Genomic DNA, 18,357 nt, shown 5'->3' with positions numbered 1-18,357 from the left:
GGCGTGCCGCGCTCAACGCGCCACCCGTACCGGCTGGGTGGGCGTTCTTGGTGCATCAGGTCGTGAGGAGCCCGTCGGTGACAGCGCACAGCGGACAGGGCGACGAGCCGCGCGAGGGCGTCGTCCTGCCGTCGAACGGGGAACGGTGGCCCGGCGGCCGCGAGGAGCAGGGGCAGCCCGCGCCGTCCGGAGGCCAGCCGTGGGGTCAGCCCTGGGGGCCGGACGACGCCGCGCGGCGGTCCGCCGCGCCCGTCCCGCCGCCGCCCGCCCAGCCGCCGTCCCCGGCCCCCGGGCACGGGGCGGCCGACGAGACGCAGCTCCTGCCGCCGCAGGGCGGCGCACCGTACGCCCCGCAGCCGCCCGCGCCCCCGCAGCCGTACGCCCAGCAGCCGTACGCCCAGGCCGGGCCCGGGACGCAGCCGCCCCAGGCGGGGTACGGGGCGGCCGACGAGACGCAGCTCCTGCCGCCGCAGCCCGCCCCGGGCGGCTACGGCGGGGCGGACGACGCGACGCACACGCTGGGCAGGCAGAGCGCCCCGCAGCCGCAGCACCAGCAGGGCGCGCCCGGTGCCGGGGACGCCGACGCCACGCAGCTCATACCGCCCTACGGCGCCGCCCCCGGTGCTCCGGCGTCCGGTGCCCAGCCGCCCGGCGGACCGGCGCCCGGCGGCCCCGAGAGCACGCAGGTCCTGCGCCGCGTCCCGCACCGGCCCGGGCAGCACCAGAACCCGCAGCACGGCCAGACGCAGCACGGGCAGGGCCAGCACGGGCAGGGCCAGCAGCAGCACCGCCAGGCGCAGCACGAGCCGCCGCCGGGGGAGCCGTACGGCGTCCGGCCCGGCACGCCCGACGAGCGGCAGCCCCCGGCGGAGTTCGACAACCTGTTCCGTCCCGCGCCCGGCGCGGCGGCGGCCCCGCACGCGGCCCGGCCGCAGGAGACCCCGCCGCAGTCCGGCTACGGCTATCCGCAGCGCCCCGGCTACGGCTACCCGCCGCAGTCCGGTTACGGCTACCCGCAGCGGCCCGGCTACGGCTACCCGCACGAGGGCTCCGCCGGTCACCGGCCGCCCCCGCCGCCGGGCGGGGCGGGCCACGAGCTGGGGCCCGGGGAGCCGGAGGGCCCCGGTGGCCGCAGGCGCAGCCCGGCGCTGATCGTGGCCGTGACCGCCGCCGTCATCATCGGCGTCGGGCTGGCCGTGGGAGCCGCGCTCAGCGGCGGCGACGACACCCCGGGCGACGAGGTGGAGCAGAGCGCGGGGCCGTCCGCCGGGCCGGAGGAGGAGCAGCCACCGCAGGAGCAGCCGGAGACCGACGGCGCCGTCGCGCAGGCGAAGGCCCTGGACGAGCTGCTGGCCGACAGCAACAGCAGCCGGGACGCCGTCATCCGGTCCGTGGAGAACATCAAGAAGTGCGAGAAGCTGGACGCGGCGGCCCGCGACCTGCGGGACGCCGCCGCCCAGCGCAACGACCTGGTGACCCGCCTCGGCAAGCTGGACGTCGGCGAGCTGCCCGACCACGCGGAGCTGACGAGCCGGCTGACGGCGGCCTGGAAGGCGTCCGCCGCCGCCGACGACCACTACGCCGCCTGGGCGGACGAGGTCGCGGGCGACGGCGGCTGTCCGGACGGGCAGGCGAAGAGCACCGGCTCCCTGGAGCAGGCCAACCGGGCGAGCGGCGAGGCGACCGCCGCCAAGGAGGACGCCGCGAGGCTGTGGAACCCGACGGCCAGGGAGCACGGCCTGTCCGAGCGCCAGCCCAGCCAGCTGTAGGGCGGGGCGGCGCCCGCCGCGCGACGGGCCGTCAGATGTCGGTCATCCGCTCCAGCGTGGCGGCGATGTCCTCCGGCTCCCGGCGGGCGGCCACGAGCTGCCCGTCCCGTACCTGCTGGAAGTTGACCATGGAGTTCACGATGCGCGGGTAGGACGAGGAGCCGAGCAGGTCCTCGTAGCGCCAGCTCAGGTCGGGGGTGATGCCGCCGGTGCTGACCGGCCCGGTGTCGTCCAGCGCCCGGTAGACCGTCCGGTGGGTGATCTCGCCCTCCATGGACTCCAGCACGGAGCGCAGGACGGTGTAGGCGACCCACGTCGTCTGGACGCCCGGGTCGGCCGGGTCGATGCGGTTGTCGCCGAAGGCGTGCTCGCGCACGACGGCCTTCATCCGGTCCCACACCGGCTCCTCCCCGGCCGGGTACCAGCTCGTGACGTAGGAGCCCTCCAGCATGCTGTTCTTGCCGCCGGTGCGGTTGACGAGCGACTGCTCGACGCTGCCGAGCACGGAGGCGAACGTCACCGGGGAGTCCGCCTGGCGCAGCCGGGCGAAGGAGTCGATGAAGGTGCCCGTGCGGCCGCCGAGCGCGGCGGCCACGCACGCGTCGTCGCCGTCACCGGACGCCTCCGGCCCGCCGTCGGCCGGGCCGGTCAGCGCGGCGTAGCCGCCGGGCTCTCCGCCGGGGGCCTCGCCCGGCTCCACCCCCGCGCCGCGCAGCGCCCGGCGGGCCTCGTCGGTGTACTCCGCCGCGTCCTCCGGGGCGCGGACGTCGGCCGCCGGTTCGCTCTCGCGGCTGGCGAGCCCCGCGTTGAACAGGCCCGGCAGTTCGTCGCCCGCGATCGTGTCGGGGCGCACCAGGGCGACCTTCGCGCACACGTCGGCGAGCTGCCGCCCGCTGCCCGCCAGCAGGGCGGGCTGGCCGCCGTTCACGGGGAAGGAGAGCGGGCTCGCGAACTCCTCCTCGGTGACGCCGTAGCCGCCGAGGTAGGGGATGCCGTAGGTCTCCAGGGAGGGGATCACGATGCGCCCGTGCTGGCTGTAGGAGCCGACGACCGCGACGGCGCCCACCTCGCGCGCCTGCCGCGCGCAGTGCGCGGCGCGCACGGTCTCGTTGCCCTCGTTGCAGGTGACGACCTTCAGCTCGCGGCCGTTGATGCCGCCCTCCGCGTTGACCCAGCGGGCGTAGGCGCTGGCCAGCGCGGTCATGCCGGGCATGTTGGTGGCCTTGGTCTCCTCGGGAGCCCAGGTCATCACGGTGATCGGATCACCCGGACCGCCGGGCAGCGCGCCGCAGCCGCTGAGCGAGGCGCCCACGGCGGCAGCGGCCAGGGCGGTGGCGGTGACGGGGCGGAGGCGGGGACGGCGCCGTTCGGTCATGTCATGCGACCCTGCCGGTGTGCCCGTAACAGTCGAGTGATGAAAACCGAACGATGAGTGGCCGGAGGGTGAAGAGCGGGGTCACCGCCCGGGGCGGCCGGAGCGGGAACGTACGATCTGTGACCGTGCACGCTCAGGAGACCCCTTCCCGTCGCGGCCGTCGTTCCACCACCATGGACGGCATGCCGGTCAACGACATGCCCTGGTGGCGCTGGCGCGCGAACGTGCGCTCGGCGCTGCACATGCTCTCCGACGCCGCCTTCCAGCAGACTCACTGGCTGGCGGGCCGCCCCGGCTACGGGGACGTGACGGACGCCGTCTACCGCCTGGTGGAGGACACCTGGCTGGACCACTGGTCCGCCGAGAAGTACGTGGGCGCCGTCTTCCGGGACGCCGCGGAGGCCGCGGCGGTGGACGCGGCCGTGCTGCGCGTCCTGCGCATCGTCCACCAGGTCGGCGCGGACGCCCCGGTGGCCGCCTACCTGGAGCACCCGGGCTGGGAGGAGGCGCGGCAGGCCGCCCGCGAGGCGCACGTCCTGCTGGCCGCGAACGACGGCGAGGACCCGGAGCAGCCGCCGCGGTCCCTCGACGTGCTGGCGATCATGCTGAGGGCGGCCTGAGCGGCCCGCCGGATGTGCCACCCTTGAGCGCATGAGCCCGTCGTCGCCCACCCCCGCCACCGGCCGCCCCGGCGGTCCGGACCAGTACGTGCTGACGCTGTCCTGCCCCGACAAGCAGGGCATCGTGCACGCCGTGTCCAGCTACCTGTTCATGACCGGCTGCAACATCGAGGACAGCCGGCAGTTCGGGGACCACGACACCGGGCTGTTCTTCATGCGGGTGCACTTCAGCGCCGAGGCGCCGGTCACGCTGGAGAAGCTGCGGGCGAGCTTCGCCGCCGTCGGCGACTCGTTCCAGATGGACTGGCAGCTCCACCACGCCGAGGCGAAGATGCGGATCGTGCTCATGGTGAGCCGGTTCGGGCACTGCCTCAACGACCTGCTGTTCCGCTCCCGGATCGGGGCGCTGCCGGTGGAGATCGCCGCCGTCGTCTCCAACCACACCGACTTCGAGGAGCTGTGCACGTCCTTCGGCGTGCCCTTCCACCACATCCCGGTCACCCGCGATACCAAGGGCGAGGCGGAGGCCCGGCTGCTGCGGCTGGTGGAGGACGAGGGCGTCGAACTCGTCGTCCTGGCCCGCTACATGCAGGTGCTCTCGGACGACCTGTGCAAGGCGCTGGCCGGACGCGTCATCAACATCCACCACTCCTTCCTGCCGAGCTTCAAGGGCGCCAAGCCCTACCACCAGGCGCACGCGCGGGGCGTCAAGCTGATCGGTGCCACCGCCCACTACGTCACCGCCGCCCTGGACGAGGGGCCGATCATCGAGCAGGAGGTCGAGCGCGTCGGCCACGAGGTGACGCCGGAGCAGCTCGTGGCGGTCGGCCGCGACGTGGAGTGCCAGGCGCTGGCCCGCGCGGTGAAGTGGCACAGCGAGCACCGCGTGCTGCTGAACGGGAACCGCACGGTCGTCTTCGCGTAGGCCTGGCGCCGCCGCGCGGTGCCGCCGCCCGCCGCCGTCAGAGGCGGGAGAGGGAGGCGGTGGCGAGGAGGACGTCGCGGACGGCCTCCCGGTCGCCCTCGGCTCCCGCCGCGGCGTCCAGCGGCGGGACGTGCCCGGCCGCGAGCTGGCAGAACTCCACCCCGTCGAGGGCCACGGTGGCCACCGTCTCCCGGGGCGAGCCGAGCGCGCCCGGGGAATCCAGCGCGATGTACCAGTCCCCGCCGCCGGGCCCCTCGATCTCCAGGTGCAGGGTCCGGCCCGGGGCTCCGGCCGCCGAGAGCCTCCGCACCGGTGCGGCCAGCCCCGTCCTGCGGCGGTCCGCGAGCACGGTCGGCAGCGCCCGCGCCGCCAGGTCGATGAGCTGGTGCAGGTGCTCGGCGGCCGGGTTCCCGTGCGGGTAGTCCACGGCCTCGGCGATGTCGAGGGCGTGCACCCAGCACTCGAAGGCCCGGTCGAGGAACGCGTCGGGGACGGCCAGCCCGGTGCCGGGGACGGCCAGTTCCGTCACGCGCGCGCTGGCGAACCCGGCGGCCCGCACGAGCGCGTGGCTCTGCTCGCGCCAGGGCGGGTGCACGGCGCCGGGCGGCCCCGCTGCCTGGGCGCGCCAGTACGCCTCCGTACGCACCGTGTAGCCGCTCCCCGCGGCTTCCGGCAGCGGGTCGGGCAGCCCGAGCGCGGCGGCGACCTGGCCGTCCACGGCCGTCAGGTGCCCGACGACCTTGGCCACCGTGACGCTGCGGGCCCGCGGGCACTCCCCGTCGAACCAGCGCAGCCGCACCGGGCGGTCCCACTCGTCGGCGTCCATGTCGCGCAGCAGCGCGTCCAGGCGTGCCGTCTCGGCGTCGTAGGGCCCGGCCCACCCGGGAACGGGGATGCGCGCCGGGCGGCGGTCGAGGCAGCCCTCCAGCACCCGGACGCGCAGGGCCGGGTCGAGGTCGAGGCTCTCCTCGCGGCGCAGCAGCCCGACGGCGTCGCGCAGCCGCAGCGCCTCCTCGGCGCAGGAGGCGCAGTCGGTCAGGTGGGCCTCGACGATGGCCGTCTCGCCGGCCGGGCAGGCCGCCAGCGCCCAGGCGCCGAGCAGGGACTTGAGCACCGCGTGGTCGTACGCGCCGGGGTGGGGGAGGGCGGTGTGGGGAAGGGCGGCGTCCGCCGGCGGGCCGCTCGCGGCCGGGGCGGGTGCGGACGCGGCGGGGTCGCGCGGGGCGGGGACGCGCGGTTCGTGCCCGTGGTCGTCCGCCGCCGCCCGCGGGAACGGTATGCGCGGCGGCTGGTGCGGGCCGTCGCCGGGGGACGCGCCGGGCTGCTGGGAACCGTTCACCGCGGGCCTCCGGGGCTCCCGCTGTCGCCACCGGGCGGCAGCGGCGCGGCGGTGGACAGGAGCTGGAGTCCCAGCCGCAGCCGCCGCCGGGCCTCGTCGGCGGTGACCCCGAGGTCCTCGGCGGCCTCCTGGTAGGTGCGCCGCTTGCGGTGGGCCAGTTCCAGGGCCGTCCGCAGCGAGGCGGGCATGGCGCTGACGATGTAGTCGGCGCGGGCGGCGGCGGAGGCCGCGCGCACCCGCTGCTCCAGCAGTTCGGGTGGTCCGCCGCACGCGCCGTGCCGCAGCCGCAGCCTGCGCACCGCGTGCTGCCGGGTGACGGCGGCGATCCACGACCGCATGGGGCCCTCCTTGGGCCGGAAGGAGTCGGGGTTCTCCCAGATGTGCGCGAAGACCTCGCGGGTGACGCCGTCGGCGGCGTCCTCGTCCTCCAGCACGCGGTGGGCCAGGCCGTGGACGAGGGAGGCGAACCGGTCGTACAGCTCGCCGAGTGCGGCGGCCTCACCGCGCACCAGCCGTTGCTGCATCTTGCGGTCCCAGCGCGGTGGTGTGTCGTGTGCCATCGTCTCGGCCCCCAAAGCCCTTCGCGTAGGACGAACGTAGGGGAAATGTAGGGGACGGACCCGGCGGCGCATGCCGCTTTGCGGCAAAGTGCGCCCCCGCGGCGGGCCTCGCGGCGGCCCGCCGGGCGGCTCCGGATGGTGGCGGTCGCCTCACGGTGCGCAGGGAAGTGGACCGGACCGGGAGGGGTAATGACCGCTATGGGAGCGTTTCGGTTGGCGAGTTGCACGAGCGTGACCGGAACGGCTGAGGGCTCGGCGTGACTTGGGCTTAGGGTCGGGGGGACGACGGCTGCCGGTCCGGCCGTGGCGGGAAGGGCGGCCACGGCGGGGGAGAACGGTTCCGGCAGGGCGAGGGAAGGGCTTCTGGCACGTGTCGCTGAAGGTGATGGAGGAGGAACGGGGTGAGTGGACCGTGCTGCGGGTGTCAGGGGAGCTGGACCTCGTCACCTCGCCCGCGGTCCGCCAGCACGTCCACGACGCCGTCGCCGACGGTCGGCACCACGTGGTGCTCGACCTCTCGCACGTGCTCTTCTGCGATTCCAGCGGCGTCGGCGTCCTGATCGCCGCGCGCCGCCTGATGCACGCGTGCACCGGTTCGCTGCGGCTCATCCTGCCCGCCCAGGGCGCCGTGGACGGCTCCCACGTCAACCGGGTGCTCGCCGCGCTCGGCGTCCGCCGCCTCTTCGCCTGCTATCCGGACCTCGACGCCGCCACGGACGAGTCCGCGCGCCCGCTGAGCGCCTGACGCCACGACCCCCGACCCGCCACGCCTGCGCCCAGGCGTCACGGTGCGTGACGAATCCGGAACGGCGTGCCGGGGCGTGCGGGGCGCCGCTGCGGAATCGTGGCCGGTCGATACGGTGTCGTGACGGTCCGCCGGGTCCGGCCGCGCCCGGCCTCGGGTACGCTCCGTGAGGTGCGTCGCAGGCCGGAGGGTGTCGCGTTCGACTTCCGGGGGCGGGCGTCGCACAGCGTGCAGGACGCGTACTCCTTTGCGCCGGAATATGCCTGATCCGGTTGTTCGCACGACCGGGCGTCGAGCAGGCTGTGTTGCTCCGGGGTTACGGCCTGTGACTCCGTCGGTACTGGTGGTGTGAGCGGTGCAGATGCTTCAGGTGCAACTGGAGATCGGTGCGGACCCGATGGAGGTCGGACGCGCCCGGAGGTGGGCCAGGGGGCGGCTCGCCGGGTCCGGGATCAGCGCGGACGGCCCGTTGGGCGAGACCCTGATCCTGCTGATCTCGGAACTGGTGACCAACGCCGTCGTCCACACCGGTGCGCCCGCGGTCCTGCGGATGCTGCTGCCGGAGCGCGTCGGCGCGGGGCGGGCCGTGCGGGTCGAGGTCGCGGACGCCAGCGACGCGGCTCCCCTGCCGCGGCACGCGGGTGAGGCGGACACCGGCGGGCGCGGCCTGGAACTGGTGGACGGGCTGGCCGACCGGTGGGGCTGGCACCCCGAGGGCGCGGGCAAGCGCATCTGGTGTGAGCTGGACGGTTCGCCCGGCACGGGGCTCGGCGCCATCCCCCGGCCCGTCAGCGCCGGGAACGCGCCCGACGTGGTGGCGCCGGGGGCATATGCCCACCCGGCCCGCCGGAGCATGACCGGCGCCGTGTGACATGCCGCAGGCGAAGTCCGGACCAGGTGTTGACCTTTCGTGTCCGGGTGATCACCCTGGTCGGGAGCGATTCGTCGTGAGGGGACGTCGAGGGGCCGTCCGGAGCCGTGCGTTCCGTCGTCTCCTCGGCGAGTGCGGGTCCTCGTCGAGCCGGGCGGCGGCCGTCGGCCACGCCCAAGGGGGAGCGTGGCGGCGTGCCGCCGGCCCGGCGCCTGGGGCGCGCGTGCGGATCACGCCCCTCCGGTCGGTCCCCCGGCCCCGGATCGGGCCTCCGCCAGCCGCCGTGCCTAGCCGTCGGCCGGGTCCTTCCGGCGGGGCGGGTGCGCGGCGGCGACGGCCCTGGCGATGCGGTCGGCGTCCCTGGCCAGCTCGCGCAGCATCCCGCTGACGGGGTTGGTGTAGCCGGTGAAGTACAGCCCCGGAGCCGCCGGGCGCCGGGCGTGGGCACGGGGCATGCCGCGGCCGTCCAGCACTCCGAGGTGGCCCACCAGTTCCTCCAGGCCGCGCCGGTAGCCGGTCGCCGCGATCACCACCTGCGGACGCGCCTCGGAGCCGTCCGCCAGGTGCACCGCGTCCCCGTCGAAGGACGTGACGGCCGCGACGGGCTCCACCCGCCCCTTGCGCACCGCCTTGATCAGCCCCACGTCCTGCACCGGGATGGCGCCTTCGCGCACCCGGGTGTACAGGCCCCGCTGCGGCCGGGGCAGGCCGTGCGCCGACAGGTCGGGCACGCTCACCCGGCGCAGGGCGGACGCCGCGCCGTCCACCAGCGGGACCGGGAGGCGCCGGCACAGGATGCCGGTGGCCTGCGCGGGCCAGCCCACCGTGGACCGGCGCACGATGTGCGGGGGCGTCCGCACGGCCAGGCGCACCCGGGAGGCGCCGCCCCGGGCCAGGTCGACGGCGATCTCGGCGCCGGTGTTGCCGGTGCCGACCACGAGCACGTCGAGACCCGCGTAGGGCTCCGGGTTCCGGTACTGCGCGGCGTGCAGCAGCTCGCCGGTGAAACCGTCGCGGCCCGGCCAGTCGGGCACCCTGGGGGTGTGGTTGTAGCCCGTCGCCACCACGACGGCGGGGGCGCGCAGCTCCCGGCCGCCGTTGGCCCGCAGCAGCCAGCGCGCGTCCCCTGGCCCGTCCTCGGTCCGTTCGATCCGGTTGACCTCCACACCGGCCGCGATCTCCAGCCGGTGGTGCTCCGCGTAGCGCTCCAGGTAGCGCACCAGCTCGTCGCGCGGCACCCAGCGCCCCGCCGAGCGGGGGATGGGCAGGCCGGGGAGCGACGACCAGCGCCGCGTGGTGTGCAGCCGCAGCCGGTCGTAGTGGCCGCGCCACGACGCCCCGACGGCGCCGGACCTCTCCAGGACGACGGCGCGTACGCCGCGTGACCTGAGGGCGGCGGCCGTGGCGAGACCGCCGGGTCCCGCGCCGATGATGTGCACAGGTGTGCTGTGGTCGGACATGGGCATGCCGATGAGCTTAACCGCGCGCGGTCGCCCCGCGACGCGGAACCGGCCGCCGAGCGGCGCGCGGGGCGCCGCCCCGGCGGGCCGCCCCCGGGGCGGACCGGTCCGCGCCCGCCACCCCGGATTACAGTGCCACGCATGGACGACGCAGGGCTGGCCGCGCACCTGGCCGCCCTCGGTCTGGCCCCCGCGGCGGCGGACCTCTACCTGCGGCTGCTCGCGGAGGACGGGCGGGACGGCGGCGAGGGGGACGGCGGGGGCAGCGGCGGCGGAGGGGACGGCGCGGACGGCCCGGCGAGCGGTTCTACGGATGGCTCCCCGGACGGTTTTGTGGACGCCGCGGACTCCGGGGCCGCCGCGGCGCTGGTCGACGCCGGGCTGGCCGCCGGACCGCCGGACGGCTGCGGGCCGCTCGTCCCCGTGCCGCCGGACGGCGCCCTGGAACTGCTCGCCGGGCGGCGCGCGCTGCGCCTGGCGGAGGCGCGGGCGGCGGTCACCGGCGCGTACGAGCGCTACCGCCGCCGCACCCCGGCGGTGCCCTGCGCGGTCGCGGCCGAGGAGGCGACCGGGGCCGAGGCCGAGCGGCGGATCGGGGAGGCGCTCGCCGGGGCCCGGCAGGAGGTGCTGTGCTTCGACCCGCCGCCGTACCCCCCGTCCGGTGCGGGCGGCGGAGGCGCGGACGGTGGCGGCGCGGGTGGCGCCGGTGGCACAGCCGCCGTGACGGCCCTGCTCCGGCGCGGCGTGCGGCACCGGGTCGTCTACACCCGCGCGGCCCTGGCCCGTCCGGGGTACCTGACCGACCGCGTCCAGCCCCGCGTCGACGCGGGGGAGGAGGCCCGGGTGCTCGCTGAACTGCCGGTGGGGCTGACCATCGTGGACGACCGCGTCGCCTTCGTCGGGCAGCCTCCGCCCGCGTGCGCCGACGCCCGTGGCGGCGTCCACGTCGTCCTCGTCGTCCGCCCCGGGGCGCTGCTCACGGCGCTGCGCGCCCTGTTCGGGCTGCTCTGGGAGCGGGCGCTGCCCCTCCAGCCGCCGGGACCGGCGCGTTCCGCCGCCGCGCCGCCCGCCTCCGGCGGTGCTTACCGTCCCGGTCCGGCCGAGCGGCGGATTCTGGCCATGCTCGTCGCCGGGGTGCCGGACAGTCAGATCATCCGAGAACTCGGGGTCAGCCGCCGCACCTTCTTCCGGCGCATGGAACGGCTGATGACGCACACGGGCGCCACCTCGCGTTTCCAGCTCGCGCTCCACGCCCAGCGGCGCGGCTGGCTCTGACCGCGCCCGATGGCACCTTGGTGCCCCGGCACCGGCATGTCACCCCAAGCGGTACGGAGTCGGCTAGAAACAGTCGGTCAGGTCCAGGCTGAGGAAGGGCGCACGGTGCGAATACGGGTTGCATGGGGCACGGGGGCCGGGGCCGCCGTCCTGGCGGTGCTGGCGGCACTGCCGGGGACGGCGGGCAGCGCGGGGGCTGCGGAGCCGCCGCCGCTCGGGACGGTGCGCGGGGCCGGGGAGGGCCCGGTCGTGCACGACGAGTACATCGTCGTGCTGAAGGAGCGGACGCGGGAGCGCCCGGCCGGGGTGCGGGAGCGGGCCCGGGGCCTGGCCCGCGCGTACGGCGCCGAGGTGGACCGCACGTACACCAGCGCCCTCCAGGGTTTCGCCGTCAGCGCCACCGAGACGCAGGCCCGCAGGCTGGCCGCCGACCCCGCCGTCGCCTTCGTGGAGCCGAACCGGGTGGAGCGGGGCGACGCCACGCAGGACGGCGCCGGGTGGAACCTCGACCGCATCGACCAGCGCGCCCTGCCGCTCGACGGCGGGTACGGCTACGGCACGACGGCGCCGGGCGTCACCGCGTACGTCGTGGACAGCGGCATCCGCATCGGGCACCAGGACTTCGGCGGCCGGGCGCGGTACGGCTACAACTTCGTGGACGGCAACACCACCGCGTCCGACTGCCACGGCCACGGCACGCACGTCGCGGGCAGCCTCGGCGGCGCCTCCCACGGGGTGGCCAAGGGCGTGAAGCTGGTCGCCGTGAAGGTGCTGAACTGCAACAACCAGGGCACGACGGCGAACGTGCTGGCGGGGTACGACTGGGTGGCCAGGAACGCGGTCAGGCCCGCGGTGGCCAACGTCAGCATCGGCGGCAGCGCGAGCGCCGCCAAGGACGCGGCCGTGCGCAAGATGGTGGCGGCGGGCATCACCGTCGCCGTCTCCGCGGGCAACAGCGGGGAGGCGGCCTGCGGGCAGTCGCCCGCCAGGGAGCCCGCGGTGCTCACCGTGGCCGCCACGACCACCTCCGACGCGCGCGCGAGCTGGTCGAACCACGGCTCGTGCGTGGACCTGTTCGCGCCGGGCAGCTCCGTCGTCTCGGCGGGCCACACCTCGGACACCGCCGCGGCCACGAAGAGCGGCACGTCGATGGCGGCCCCGCACGTGGCGGGCGCGGCGGCCCTGTACCTGGCCGCGCATCCGGCGGCGAGCCCCGCGACCGTCTCACAGGCGCTGGTCTCGGCGGCCACCCAGGGCGCGGTCGCGGACGTGTCCGGGGCGCCGAACCGGCTGCTGTACAGCCGCGTCCCGTGAGCCGTCCGGCGGGATGACGGACCGGAACGCCGGGCGGTGCGCCCGGCGTTCCCGGCCCCGGCTCACCTGGTGGGCTTGCGGCCGGTGACGCCCAGGTGGACGAGGAGCGCGAGGCTGGGTTTGATGTCGGCCTGCTTGGCGCCCCAGGCGGAGAAGCCCTTCTGGCGTCCGGCGACGGCCGACAGCATGGTCACCAGGGAACCGGCCAGCGCGGCGGCGCTGGCGCCCCGGTCCACCCGGCCCTTGGCCTGGAGTTCCTCGATCGACGTGGTGAGCGAGCCGGTCACGGGGGTCAGCAGCCGCATGCGGATCTTGGCGAATCTCTTGTCCCCCTCGGCGGCGGCGAGGTCCACGACGCGCAGGATCGCGTCGTGCTTGCGCCAGAAGGACAGGAAGCCGTCCGCCAGCTCCTCGGCGGTCTGCCAGCCCGCCTTGCCCGCCCAGGAGCGTCCGGCGACGAGGTCGGTGAGTCCGCCGCCCTCCTTCGCCATGGCGTCGGCCAGTTCGAGGACGGCCCCCTCGACGTCGGGGAAGTACTGGTAGAAGGTCGCGGGCGAGGTGCCCGCCTTGCGGGCGACGTCGATGACGCGCACGTCGCGGTAGGGCGCCGAACCGAGCATGTCGCCGAGGCATTCGAGCAGCTTGAGACGGGTCGCCTGTCCGCGCCGTCCGGCCACCCGGCCGTCAACAGTTCGAACTTGTCCTGTCATATCGTCAGCTTACCGACGGCCTTCCGGGGCGCATCCGGCCGCGGGCAAACGGGTAACGGCCCCTGTCCCGCCCGGTATGTCCCGTTTCCGTGGCGGCCCCCCGGACGGCCGGGCGGAGCGGGTGCGAACCGGGGCGGACGGGGGAGAATACCCAGGAGTGACGCAAACTCCGCGCATCACGCGGAGCCGGACGCGCGGCCGAGCCGGACAGCCCGCGAGGAGGAAGGGGCCTGGCCCATGGCAGAACCGACGCGGCGGCCGACCGAGGGCACGCCCTGCTGGGCCGACGTCATGGTCGCGGACCTGGCGGCGGCCAAGCGCTTCTACGGCGAGCTGTTCGGCTGGACGTTCGACGAGCCCGTCCCCCGGCTGCGGGGCTCCTACACCCCGGCCCGGCTGGACGGCCGGCGGGCGGCCGGGCTGATGCAGAAGGCGGACGGCCGCATGCCGACGGTGTGGACGGTGTACCTGGCCACCCCCGACGCGGCGGGCACGGCCGAACGGGTGCGGGCGGTCGGCGGACAGGTGATCGACGAACCGCGCCCGGTGGGCGACGGCCCGGCCGGTGTCATGGCCGTCGCCGCCGATCCGGCCGGCGCCGTCTTCGGCCTCTGGCAGCCCGGCGAGCACCTCGGCTTCGAGGCGCGGGCCGAGCACGGCGCCTACGTGTGGACGGACATCGTCACCCGGACGCCCGCCCGGACCGACGCCTTCTACCCGGAGGTCTTCGGCTACCGGCCGCTCGTCGGCTCGGCGGCGGCCGAGCCCGCGCCGGAGCCCCCCGGCGGGAAGCGGGCGGCGGGGGAGGGCGCGGGCGGCGAAGGCGCGGAAGGGCGGGACGCAGCCGGGGACGGACCGGAGCAGCGCCCCGAACCGCCGGACACGGTCGTCTGGGCGCCGCGCGGCCTGCCCGCCGACGAGGAGCACGCCGTCGTCGCCCGGTCCCTGATGGCGGGCAACGTCCCGGTCGAGCTGCCCGCCCACCTGCTGGTCTACTTCGCCGTGGACGACTGCGACGCGGCGGCGGAGACGGTGCGGCGCATCGGCGGCCGGGTCACCTACGGGCCGGAGACGGGCCGGTACGGGCGGTGGGCCCAGTGCGCCGACAACCAGGGCGCCGCGTTCGCCGTCCTCGACCCGGCGGAGGCCGGATGAGCCGCCGGGCCCCGGGCGGTGCGGGAGGCGCGGCGGGGGCTGGTGCGAGGGGCCCGGCGGGGGCTGGTGCGGGAGGCGCGGCGCCGGTACCGGGCGTGAACGCCCGGACGGTGCCGCCCGCGTTTGCCGAACGCTTATCCGTCTCGCGTTGGATGGCGGTACCGGGGGCGGAACCGGCGAGGCGCCCCCCGGTTCGCCTCATCGCCGGCAGCCAGGAAGAATCCTTGCCCGGGGCCGCCGGTCCGGGGCGGTGGTGTGACGTTGCACGGGGCGGCGAGACGATGAGCCCCTACGGGGAGGTGGCAGGCACGTGGTGGACCAGTTGACGCAGCACGATCCGCGGCGGATCGGCCCGTTCGAGGTGCTCGGGCGGCTGGGCGCCGGCGGCATGGGCCTGGTCTACCTGGCCCGCTCCGCCTCGGGACGCCGGGTGGCGATCAAGACCGTGCGCACGGAGCTGGCGGAGGACCAGCTCTTCCGCGTCCGCTTCACCCGCGAGGTGGAGGCGGCCCGTGCGGTGAGCGGTTTCTACACCGCCGCCGTCGTGGACGCCGACCCGCGCGCCGCGATCCCCTGGCTCGCCACCGCCTACGTGCCCGCGCCCTCCCTGGAGGAGATCATCACCGAGTGCGGGCCGCTGCCGGTGCAGGCCGTGCGCTGGCTGGCGGCCGGGATCGCCGAGGCGCTCCAGTCCATCCACAGCGCCGGGCTCGTGCACCGCGACCTCAAGCCGTCGAACGTGCTGGTGGTCGAGGACGGCCCGCGCGTCATCGACTTCGGCATCGCGTCCGGCGTCTCCAACACCCGGCTGACCATGACGAACGTCGCCGTCGGCACGCCCGCCTACATGTCGCCCGAGCAGGCGAAGGACTCGCGCAGCGTCACCGGGGCCAGCGACGTCTTCTCGCTGGGCTCGACGCTCGTCTACGCCGGGACCGGGCACGCGCCCTACCACGGGGCGAACCCCGTCGAGACGGTCTTCATGCTGCTGCGCGAGGGACCGGACGTGGAGGGGCTGCCCGGCGAGCTGCTGCCGCTGATCGAGTCCTGCATGCACATGGAGGCCGAGCGGCGCCCCACCCCCGCGCAGCTCCAGGCCGAGCTGGCGCCACACCTGTTCTCCTCCGGCGGCGACGACAGCGGCACGGCCTCGGCCTGGCTGCCGGGCGGCGCGGTCGAACTGATCGAACGCAAGCGGGGCGGCCGGTCCCGGCCTCCGCACCGCCCGGCGCCCGCCTCCGGGCCACCCCTCTCCCGGCCGCCCGCCGGGCCCGCGGTGCACGGGGGCCACGCCGGTTACGGCGGCGGTGCCGCCCCGGGTGGCGGTGCGTTCCCGGGCGGTGACGTGTACCCGGGCGGCGGTGCGTTCCCGGCGCCGCCACCGGCGCCGCCCGCCGCCGTGGGCGCGCACGCCGCGCCGCCGGTGCCGGGTGCGGCTCCGGCGCCGCCCGGAGCACCCCCGCCGCAGGCGGACGGGGCGTCCGTGCGGCTGCCCGGCACGCCCGCCCCGATCGGTCCCGGGCCGCGGCGCCGGGACCCCCACCGGCCCGCCCCGGTGCCGGGCACCCACTGGGTGCGCCCGCCCGCCGGCGTCGCCGCGGCACCGCACGCCCCCGCCCCGGGGCCGGGCGCGCCCGCGCCCGCCGGGACGTCCGGGCCGGGCGCGGTGCCGCCAGCCCCCGCGCGGCGTCCCCCGGTGGCCTCCACCCCGCCGCCGGACGGGCCCGGACGGTGGCGGCCGTGGCGGTTCCGGATGTCGAACGACGTGTGGGGCACGCCCGCCGTCTTCGGGGACCTGGTCTACGTCACCTCCTTCGAGGTGCACGCCCTGGACGTCACCACCGGGCGGCGCCGTTTCAAGACGCGTGACGTGGCCTGGTCCATGGCCGTCGCCGACGGCCGGGTGCACGCCTCCGACGGGCCGAGCCTGTTCGCCCTGGACGCCGCCGACGGCACCGAGCGCTGGAAGACGTCCGTGGAGGCGTGGGTGTACTCCCTGTGCGCCGGTGACGGCGTCGTCGTGACGGGCACGCGCGGTGGCGCCGTGCAGGCGTGGGACGGCGCGGGCGGCGAGCGGCTGTGGGAGCTCACCGGCGCCCAGACCGACTTCGAGACGGCCGACACCGGGCCCGTCCTGTACGAGGGGACGGTGTACCTGTGGGCCGAGGGGCTGGTCTACGCCCTGGACGCCCGCAGCGGTGACGAGCGGTGGACGTACCCGGTGGGTGACGCCTCCGCCACCGGCGGGGTGCCCATCCGGCTGCTGCCCGCCGAGGACGGCGGCCTCTACGTCTGCGCGGGCGCCCGGCTGCTGGCCCTCGACGCGGCGACCGGCGCCGAGCGCTGGCGCTTCCACGGACCCGATCCGTTCCTGTGCCCGCCCGCCTTCGCGCCCGGCGCCGCCGTCGCGGGCGGCGGGGTGTACGTCGCCGACTACCGGGGCGTGGTGTACGCCATCGACGCCGCGAACGGCCACGACCGCTGGCGCATCCCCACCCAGGCCCGCGCGTCCACCGAACCGGTCGTGGTGGCCGACGGCCTGGTGCACGTCGCCAGCGGGAGCGCCCTGTACACGATCGACGCCGTACCGGGCACCGGGCGCTGGCGGTTCGAGACCCACGGCGAGCTGGTGGGCGCGCCCGTGGCCGCCCAGGGCCGCGTCCACTTCGGTTCGGCCGACCACTCCCTCTACACCCTCGACGCCGTCGGCGGGCAGCTCCGCTGGAAGCTGGAGACCGGCGGGGAGATCACGGGCACGCTGCTCGTCACGGGCGGTGTGGTGTACGCGTGCAGCAAGGACCGCTGCGTCTACGCGCTCGACGCCGAACTGGGCACCCGGCTGCCCGGGAGCTGACGCGCGTCGATGGGGGAATGCCGGCAGCCCCGCCTACGGTTGGGTGGTCAACGGTCCGCCCTCACCCAAGGAGTCGCCGTGCCCCTGTCGCTCGCGGAACGTCAGAGCTTCCTCGCCGAACCCCACATCGCCGCGCTCGCCGTGGACGGGCAGGCCGGCCGCGCGCCGCTGCTCATCCCGATCTGGTACGCCTACGAACCGGGCGGCGACGTCTGGATCATCACGCAGCCGGGATCGCGCAAGGCCGAACTCATCCGCGCCGCGGGGCGGTTCAGCCTGATGGTCGAGCGCACCCAGCCGTCGTACCGCTACGTCAGCGTGGAGGGGCCGGTGAGCCGCAGCGCGTCCACGACGCCGGAGGAGATCGACGCCCTCTGCGCCCGCTACCTCACCGGGTACGACCCGCAGGACGCCGACGCCGTGCGGGCGATCTACTCCACCGAGGACGTCACGATCCGCATGACCCCGGAGCACTGGCTCAGTTCGGACATGGGCTCGTTCTGACCCGGCCCGCGTGAAAGCCCCGCCACGTGTCAGCGTGACGGGGCGCCGGCCGGGTGCGGCGCACCGGCGGTGTCCTGCGTCCTGCGCCTAGACCGCCGCGCTGGTCTGCACGATGTCGGACGTCTGGACGATGTCCGAGGTCTGGACGATGTCGGACGTCTGGACGATGTCCGAGGTCTGGACGATGTCGGACGTCTGGACGATGTCCGAGGTCTGCACGATGTCGGACGTCTGCACGATGTCCTGCGGGGTCACCGTCTGGTGTCCCTCGGTGGCCAGCGCGGGTGCGGCGGCGCTGAGCGCGCCCGCCGCGACGGCGAGGGACACCAGTGCCTTCTTGGCCCGTTTCATGGTGGTTCCTCTGCTTAGTAGGGACGGTTCTCCGGTACGTGCGGCCGGAGGCCCGCGTGTTCCGGCCCCCCAGCCGGAACACGCGGACCTCCGGCCCGTTCCCCCGCGGGGCCCGCGGCGGCGACTCCCCCTCCACGCCGCCGACGCGGACCCCGTTCCCCCGAGGTTGTGGTTCAGCTCACAGGCTCACTCGTCTGATGGTGATCCATCGGGGCCACCTTCTCGCCCGCCTCGCGGGTCTGGTCGGCGCCGTCGGCGTCGATGTCGACCGGCTCCCCCGTCTGGTGGTGGTCCCTCGGCGGGGCCTGCCGCGGAATCCTGGGCTTCTTCTGCTCGTTGGTGGCCATGCCTGTTCCTCCCGTTGGTGGTGCAAGGCTGAGGCGTCCAGCGGCTCCCCCGTCGGCCGCCGGACGGGCGCGCGGGACGCGCTCACCTCAGCTGTTGCGGTGTCCCCCCGTGCGATCCGCCCGCCCCCCGACGGGACGGATCGACAGGAATGAGCATGCCGGGAGCCGATAAACAATCGATGA

General features: G+C 75.9%; 17 protein-coding genes. 10 read left to right on the top strand and 7 right to left on the bottom strand.

Features of this window, described 5'->3' with window-relative positions; all coding sequences use genetic code 11:
- Positions 1–77: 77 nt before the first annotated feature.
- On the top strand, positions 78–1,769 hold the full coding sequence (locus V1J52_RS15460) for a hypothetical protein (RefSeq protein WP_330140370.1): 1,692 nt from the start codon (positions 78–80) through the stop codon (positions 1,767–1,769).
- Positions 1,770–1,800: 31 nt separating this feature from the next.
- Here V1J52_RS15460 and V1J52_RS15455 read toward each other — a convergent pair whose 3' ends face one another.
- A complete protein-coding gene (locus V1J52_RS15455) occupies positions 1,801–3,144 on the bottom strand; it encodes an ABC transporter substrate-binding protein (RefSeq protein WP_330140369.1) in 1,344 nt (447 codons plus the stop codon).
- A gap of 173 nt (positions 3,145–3,317) precedes the next feature.
- Between V1J52_RS15455 and V1J52_RS15450 the strand changes: the two genes are divergently transcribed.
- Entirely contained in the window at positions 3,318–3,764 is a 447-nt protein-coding gene (locus tag V1J52_RS15450; protein WP_443075840.1) for an SCO4402 family protein, read from the top strand.
- 31 nt (positions 3,765–3,795) lie between these two features.
- A complete protein-coding gene (gene purU / locus V1J52_RS15445; RefSeq protein WP_330140367.1) occupies positions 3,796–4,689 on the top strand; it encodes a formyltetrahydrofolate deformylase in 894 nt (297 codons plus the stop codon).
- Between the two features lie 37 nt (positions 4,690–4,726).
- Here purU and V1J52_RS15440 read toward each other — a convergent pair whose 3' ends face one another.
- Both V1J52_RS15440 and V1J52_RS15435 read right to left on the bottom strand, forming a co-directional pair.
- Positions 4,727–6,028 (bottom strand): maleylpyruvate isomerase N-terminal domain-containing protein, encoded by a 1,302-nt coding sequence (locus V1J52_RS15440; protein WP_330140366.1) that lies wholly within the window; start codon positions 6,026–6,028, stop codon positions 4,727–4,729.
- Complete coding sequence (locus V1J52_RS15435; protein ID WP_330140365.1) at positions 6,025–6,588, bottom strand: sigma-70 family RNA polymerase sigma factor; 564 nt, start codon at positions 6,586–6,588, stop codon at positions 6,025–6,027. The genes V1J52_RS15440 and V1J52_RS15435 overlap by 4 nt, the downstream gene beginning before the upstream one ends.
- A gap of 385 nt (positions 6,589–6,973) precedes the next feature.
- On the opposite strand from V1J52_RS15435, the gene V1J52_RS15430 reads away from it, so the two are divergent.
- Entirely contained in the window at positions 6,974–7,333 is a 360-nt protein-coding gene (locus V1J52_RS15430; protein ID WP_330140584.1) for an STAS domain-containing protein, read from the top strand.
- Positions 7,334–7,688: 355 nt separating this feature from the next.
- Entirely contained in the window at positions 7,689–8,204 is a 516-nt protein-coding gene (locus tag V1J52_RS15425; protein ID WP_330140364.1) for an ATP-binding protein, read from the top strand.
- A gap of 287 nt (positions 8,205–8,491) precedes the next feature.
- Here V1J52_RS15425 and V1J52_RS15420 read toward each other — a convergent pair whose 3' ends face one another.
- A complete protein-coding gene (locus tag V1J52_RS15420; protein ID WP_330140583.1) occupies positions 8,492–9,664 on the bottom strand; it encodes a flavin-containing monooxygenase in 1,173 nt (390 codons plus the stop codon).
- Positions 9,665–9,805: 141 nt separating this feature from the next.
- Between V1J52_RS15420 and V1J52_RS15415 the strand changes: the two genes are divergently transcribed.
- Complete coding sequence (locus tag V1J52_RS15415; protein ID WP_330140363.1) at positions 9,806–10,939, top strand: helix-turn-helix transcriptional regulator; 1,134 nt, start codon at positions 9,806–9,808, stop codon at positions 10,937–10,939.
- Positions 10,940–11,044: 105 nt separating this feature from the next.
- Positions 11,045–12,253 carry a S8 family peptidase gene (locus tag V1J52_RS15410; RefSeq protein WP_330140362.1) on the top strand — a complete coding sequence of 403 codons (1,209 nt, stop codon included), beginning with the start codon at positions 11,045–11,047 and terminating at the stop codon, positions 12,251–12,253.
- Positions 12,254–12,315: 62 nt separating this feature from the next.
- On the opposite strand, the gene V1J52_RS15405 is transcribed toward V1J52_RS15410, so the two are convergent.
- Positions 12,316–12,963, bottom strand: coding sequence for a TetR/AcrR family transcriptional regulator (locus V1J52_RS15405; RefSeq protein WP_330140361.1), 648 nt, complete (start codon positions 12,961–12,963; stop codon positions 12,316–12,318).
- A 237-nt stretch (positions 12,964–13,200) separates the two neighbouring features.
- On the opposite strand from V1J52_RS15405, the gene V1J52_RS15400 reads away from it, so the two are divergent.
- The 3 genes from V1J52_RS15400 (at position 13,201) to V1J52_RS15390 (ending at position 17,476) form a co-directional block, all read left to right on the top strand.
- On the top strand, positions 13,201–14,118 hold the full coding sequence (locus tag V1J52_RS15400; RefSeq protein ID WP_330140360.1) for a VOC family protein: 918 nt from the start codon (positions 13,201–13,203) through the stop codon (positions 14,116–14,118).
- A 310-nt stretch (positions 14,119–14,428) separates the two neighbouring features.
- Positions 14,429–16,972, top strand: a complete 2,544-nt coding sequence (afsK, locus tag V1J52_RS15395; RefSeq protein ID WP_330140359.1) for an outer membrane protein assembly factor BamB family protein — start codon at positions 14,429–14,431, stop codon at positions 16,970–16,972.
- Positions 16,973–17,050: 78 nt separating this feature from the next.
- Positions 17,051–17,476, top strand: a complete 426-nt coding sequence (locus V1J52_RS15390) for a pyridoxamine 5'-phosphate oxidase family protein (protein ID WP_330140358.1) — start codon at positions 17,051–17,053, stop codon at positions 17,474–17,476.
- Between the two features lie 87 nt (positions 17,477–17,563).
- Here the strand turns inward: V1J52_RS15390 and V1J52_RS15385 are convergent, their stop codons facing one another.
- Positions 17,564–17,827 carry a hypothetical protein gene (locus V1J52_RS15385; RefSeq protein WP_330140357.1) on the bottom strand — a complete coding sequence of 88 codons (264 nt, stop codon included), beginning with the start codon at positions 17,825–17,827 and terminating at the stop codon, positions 17,564–17,566.
- Positions 17,828–18,000: 173 nt separating this feature from the next.
- Entirely contained in the window at positions 18,001–18,174 is a 174-nt protein-coding gene (locus tag V1J52_RS15380; protein ID WP_330140356.1) for a hypothetical protein, read from the bottom strand.
- Between the last annotated feature and the right edge of the window lie 183 nt (positions 18,175–18,357).

The sequence above is a fragment of the Streptomyces solitudinis genome (assembly GCF_036323765.1).
Taxonomy (GTDB): domain Bacteria; phylum Actinomycetota; class Actinomycetes; order Streptomycetales; family Streptomycetaceae; genus Streptomyces.
Note: the sequence above shows the minus strand (reverse complement) of the source record. Positions and strands in the feature narration are given on the sequence as shown.

Bases quoted from the DNA above. Each gene is read 5' to 3' on its own strand.
- V1J52_RS15400 (WP_330140360.1), top strand. From the start codon at position 13,201: ATGGCAGAACCGACGCGGCGGCCGACCGAGGGCACGCCCTGCTGGGCC.
- V1J52_RS15455 (WP_330140369.1), bottom strand. From the start codon at position 3,144: ATGACCGAACGGCGCCGTCCCCGCCTCCGCCCCGTCACCGCCACCGCC.
- V1J52_RS15420 (WP_330140583.1), bottom strand. From the start codon at position 9,664: ATGTCCGACCACAGCACACCTGTGCACATCATCGGCGCGGGACCCGGC.
- V1J52_RS15405 (WP_330140361.1), bottom strand. From the start codon at position 12,963: ATGACAGGACAAGTTCGAACTGTTGACGGCCGGGTGGCCGGACGGCGC.
- V1J52_RS15435 (WP_330140365.1), bottom strand. From the start codon at position 6,588: ATGGCACACGACACACCACCGCGCTGGGACCGCAAGATGCAGCAACGG.
- V1J52_RS15415 (WP_330140363.1), top strand. From the start codon at position 9,806: ATGGACGACGCAGGGCTGGCCGCGCACCTGGCCGCCCTCGGTCTGGCC.
- V1J52_RS15450 (WP_443075840.1), top strand. From the start codon at position 3,318: ATGGACGGCATGCCGGTCAACGACATGCCCTGGTGGCGCTGGCGCGCG.
- purU (WP_330140367.1), top strand. From the start codon at position 3,796: ATGAGCCCGTCGTCGCCCACCCCCGCCACCGGCCGCCCCGGCGGTCCG.
- V1J52_RS15385 (WP_330140357.1), bottom strand. From the start codon at position 17,827: ATGAAACGGGCCAAGAAGGCACTGGTGTCCCTCGCCGTCGCGGCGGGC.
- V1J52_RS15430 (WP_330140584.1), top strand. From the start codon at position 6,974: ATGGAGGAGGAACGGGGTGAGTGGACCGTGCTGCGGGTGTCAGGGGAG.
- V1J52_RS15380 (WP_330140356.1), bottom strand. From the start codon at position 18,174: ATGGCCACCAACGAGCAGAAGAAGCCCAGGATTCCGCGGCAGGCCCCG.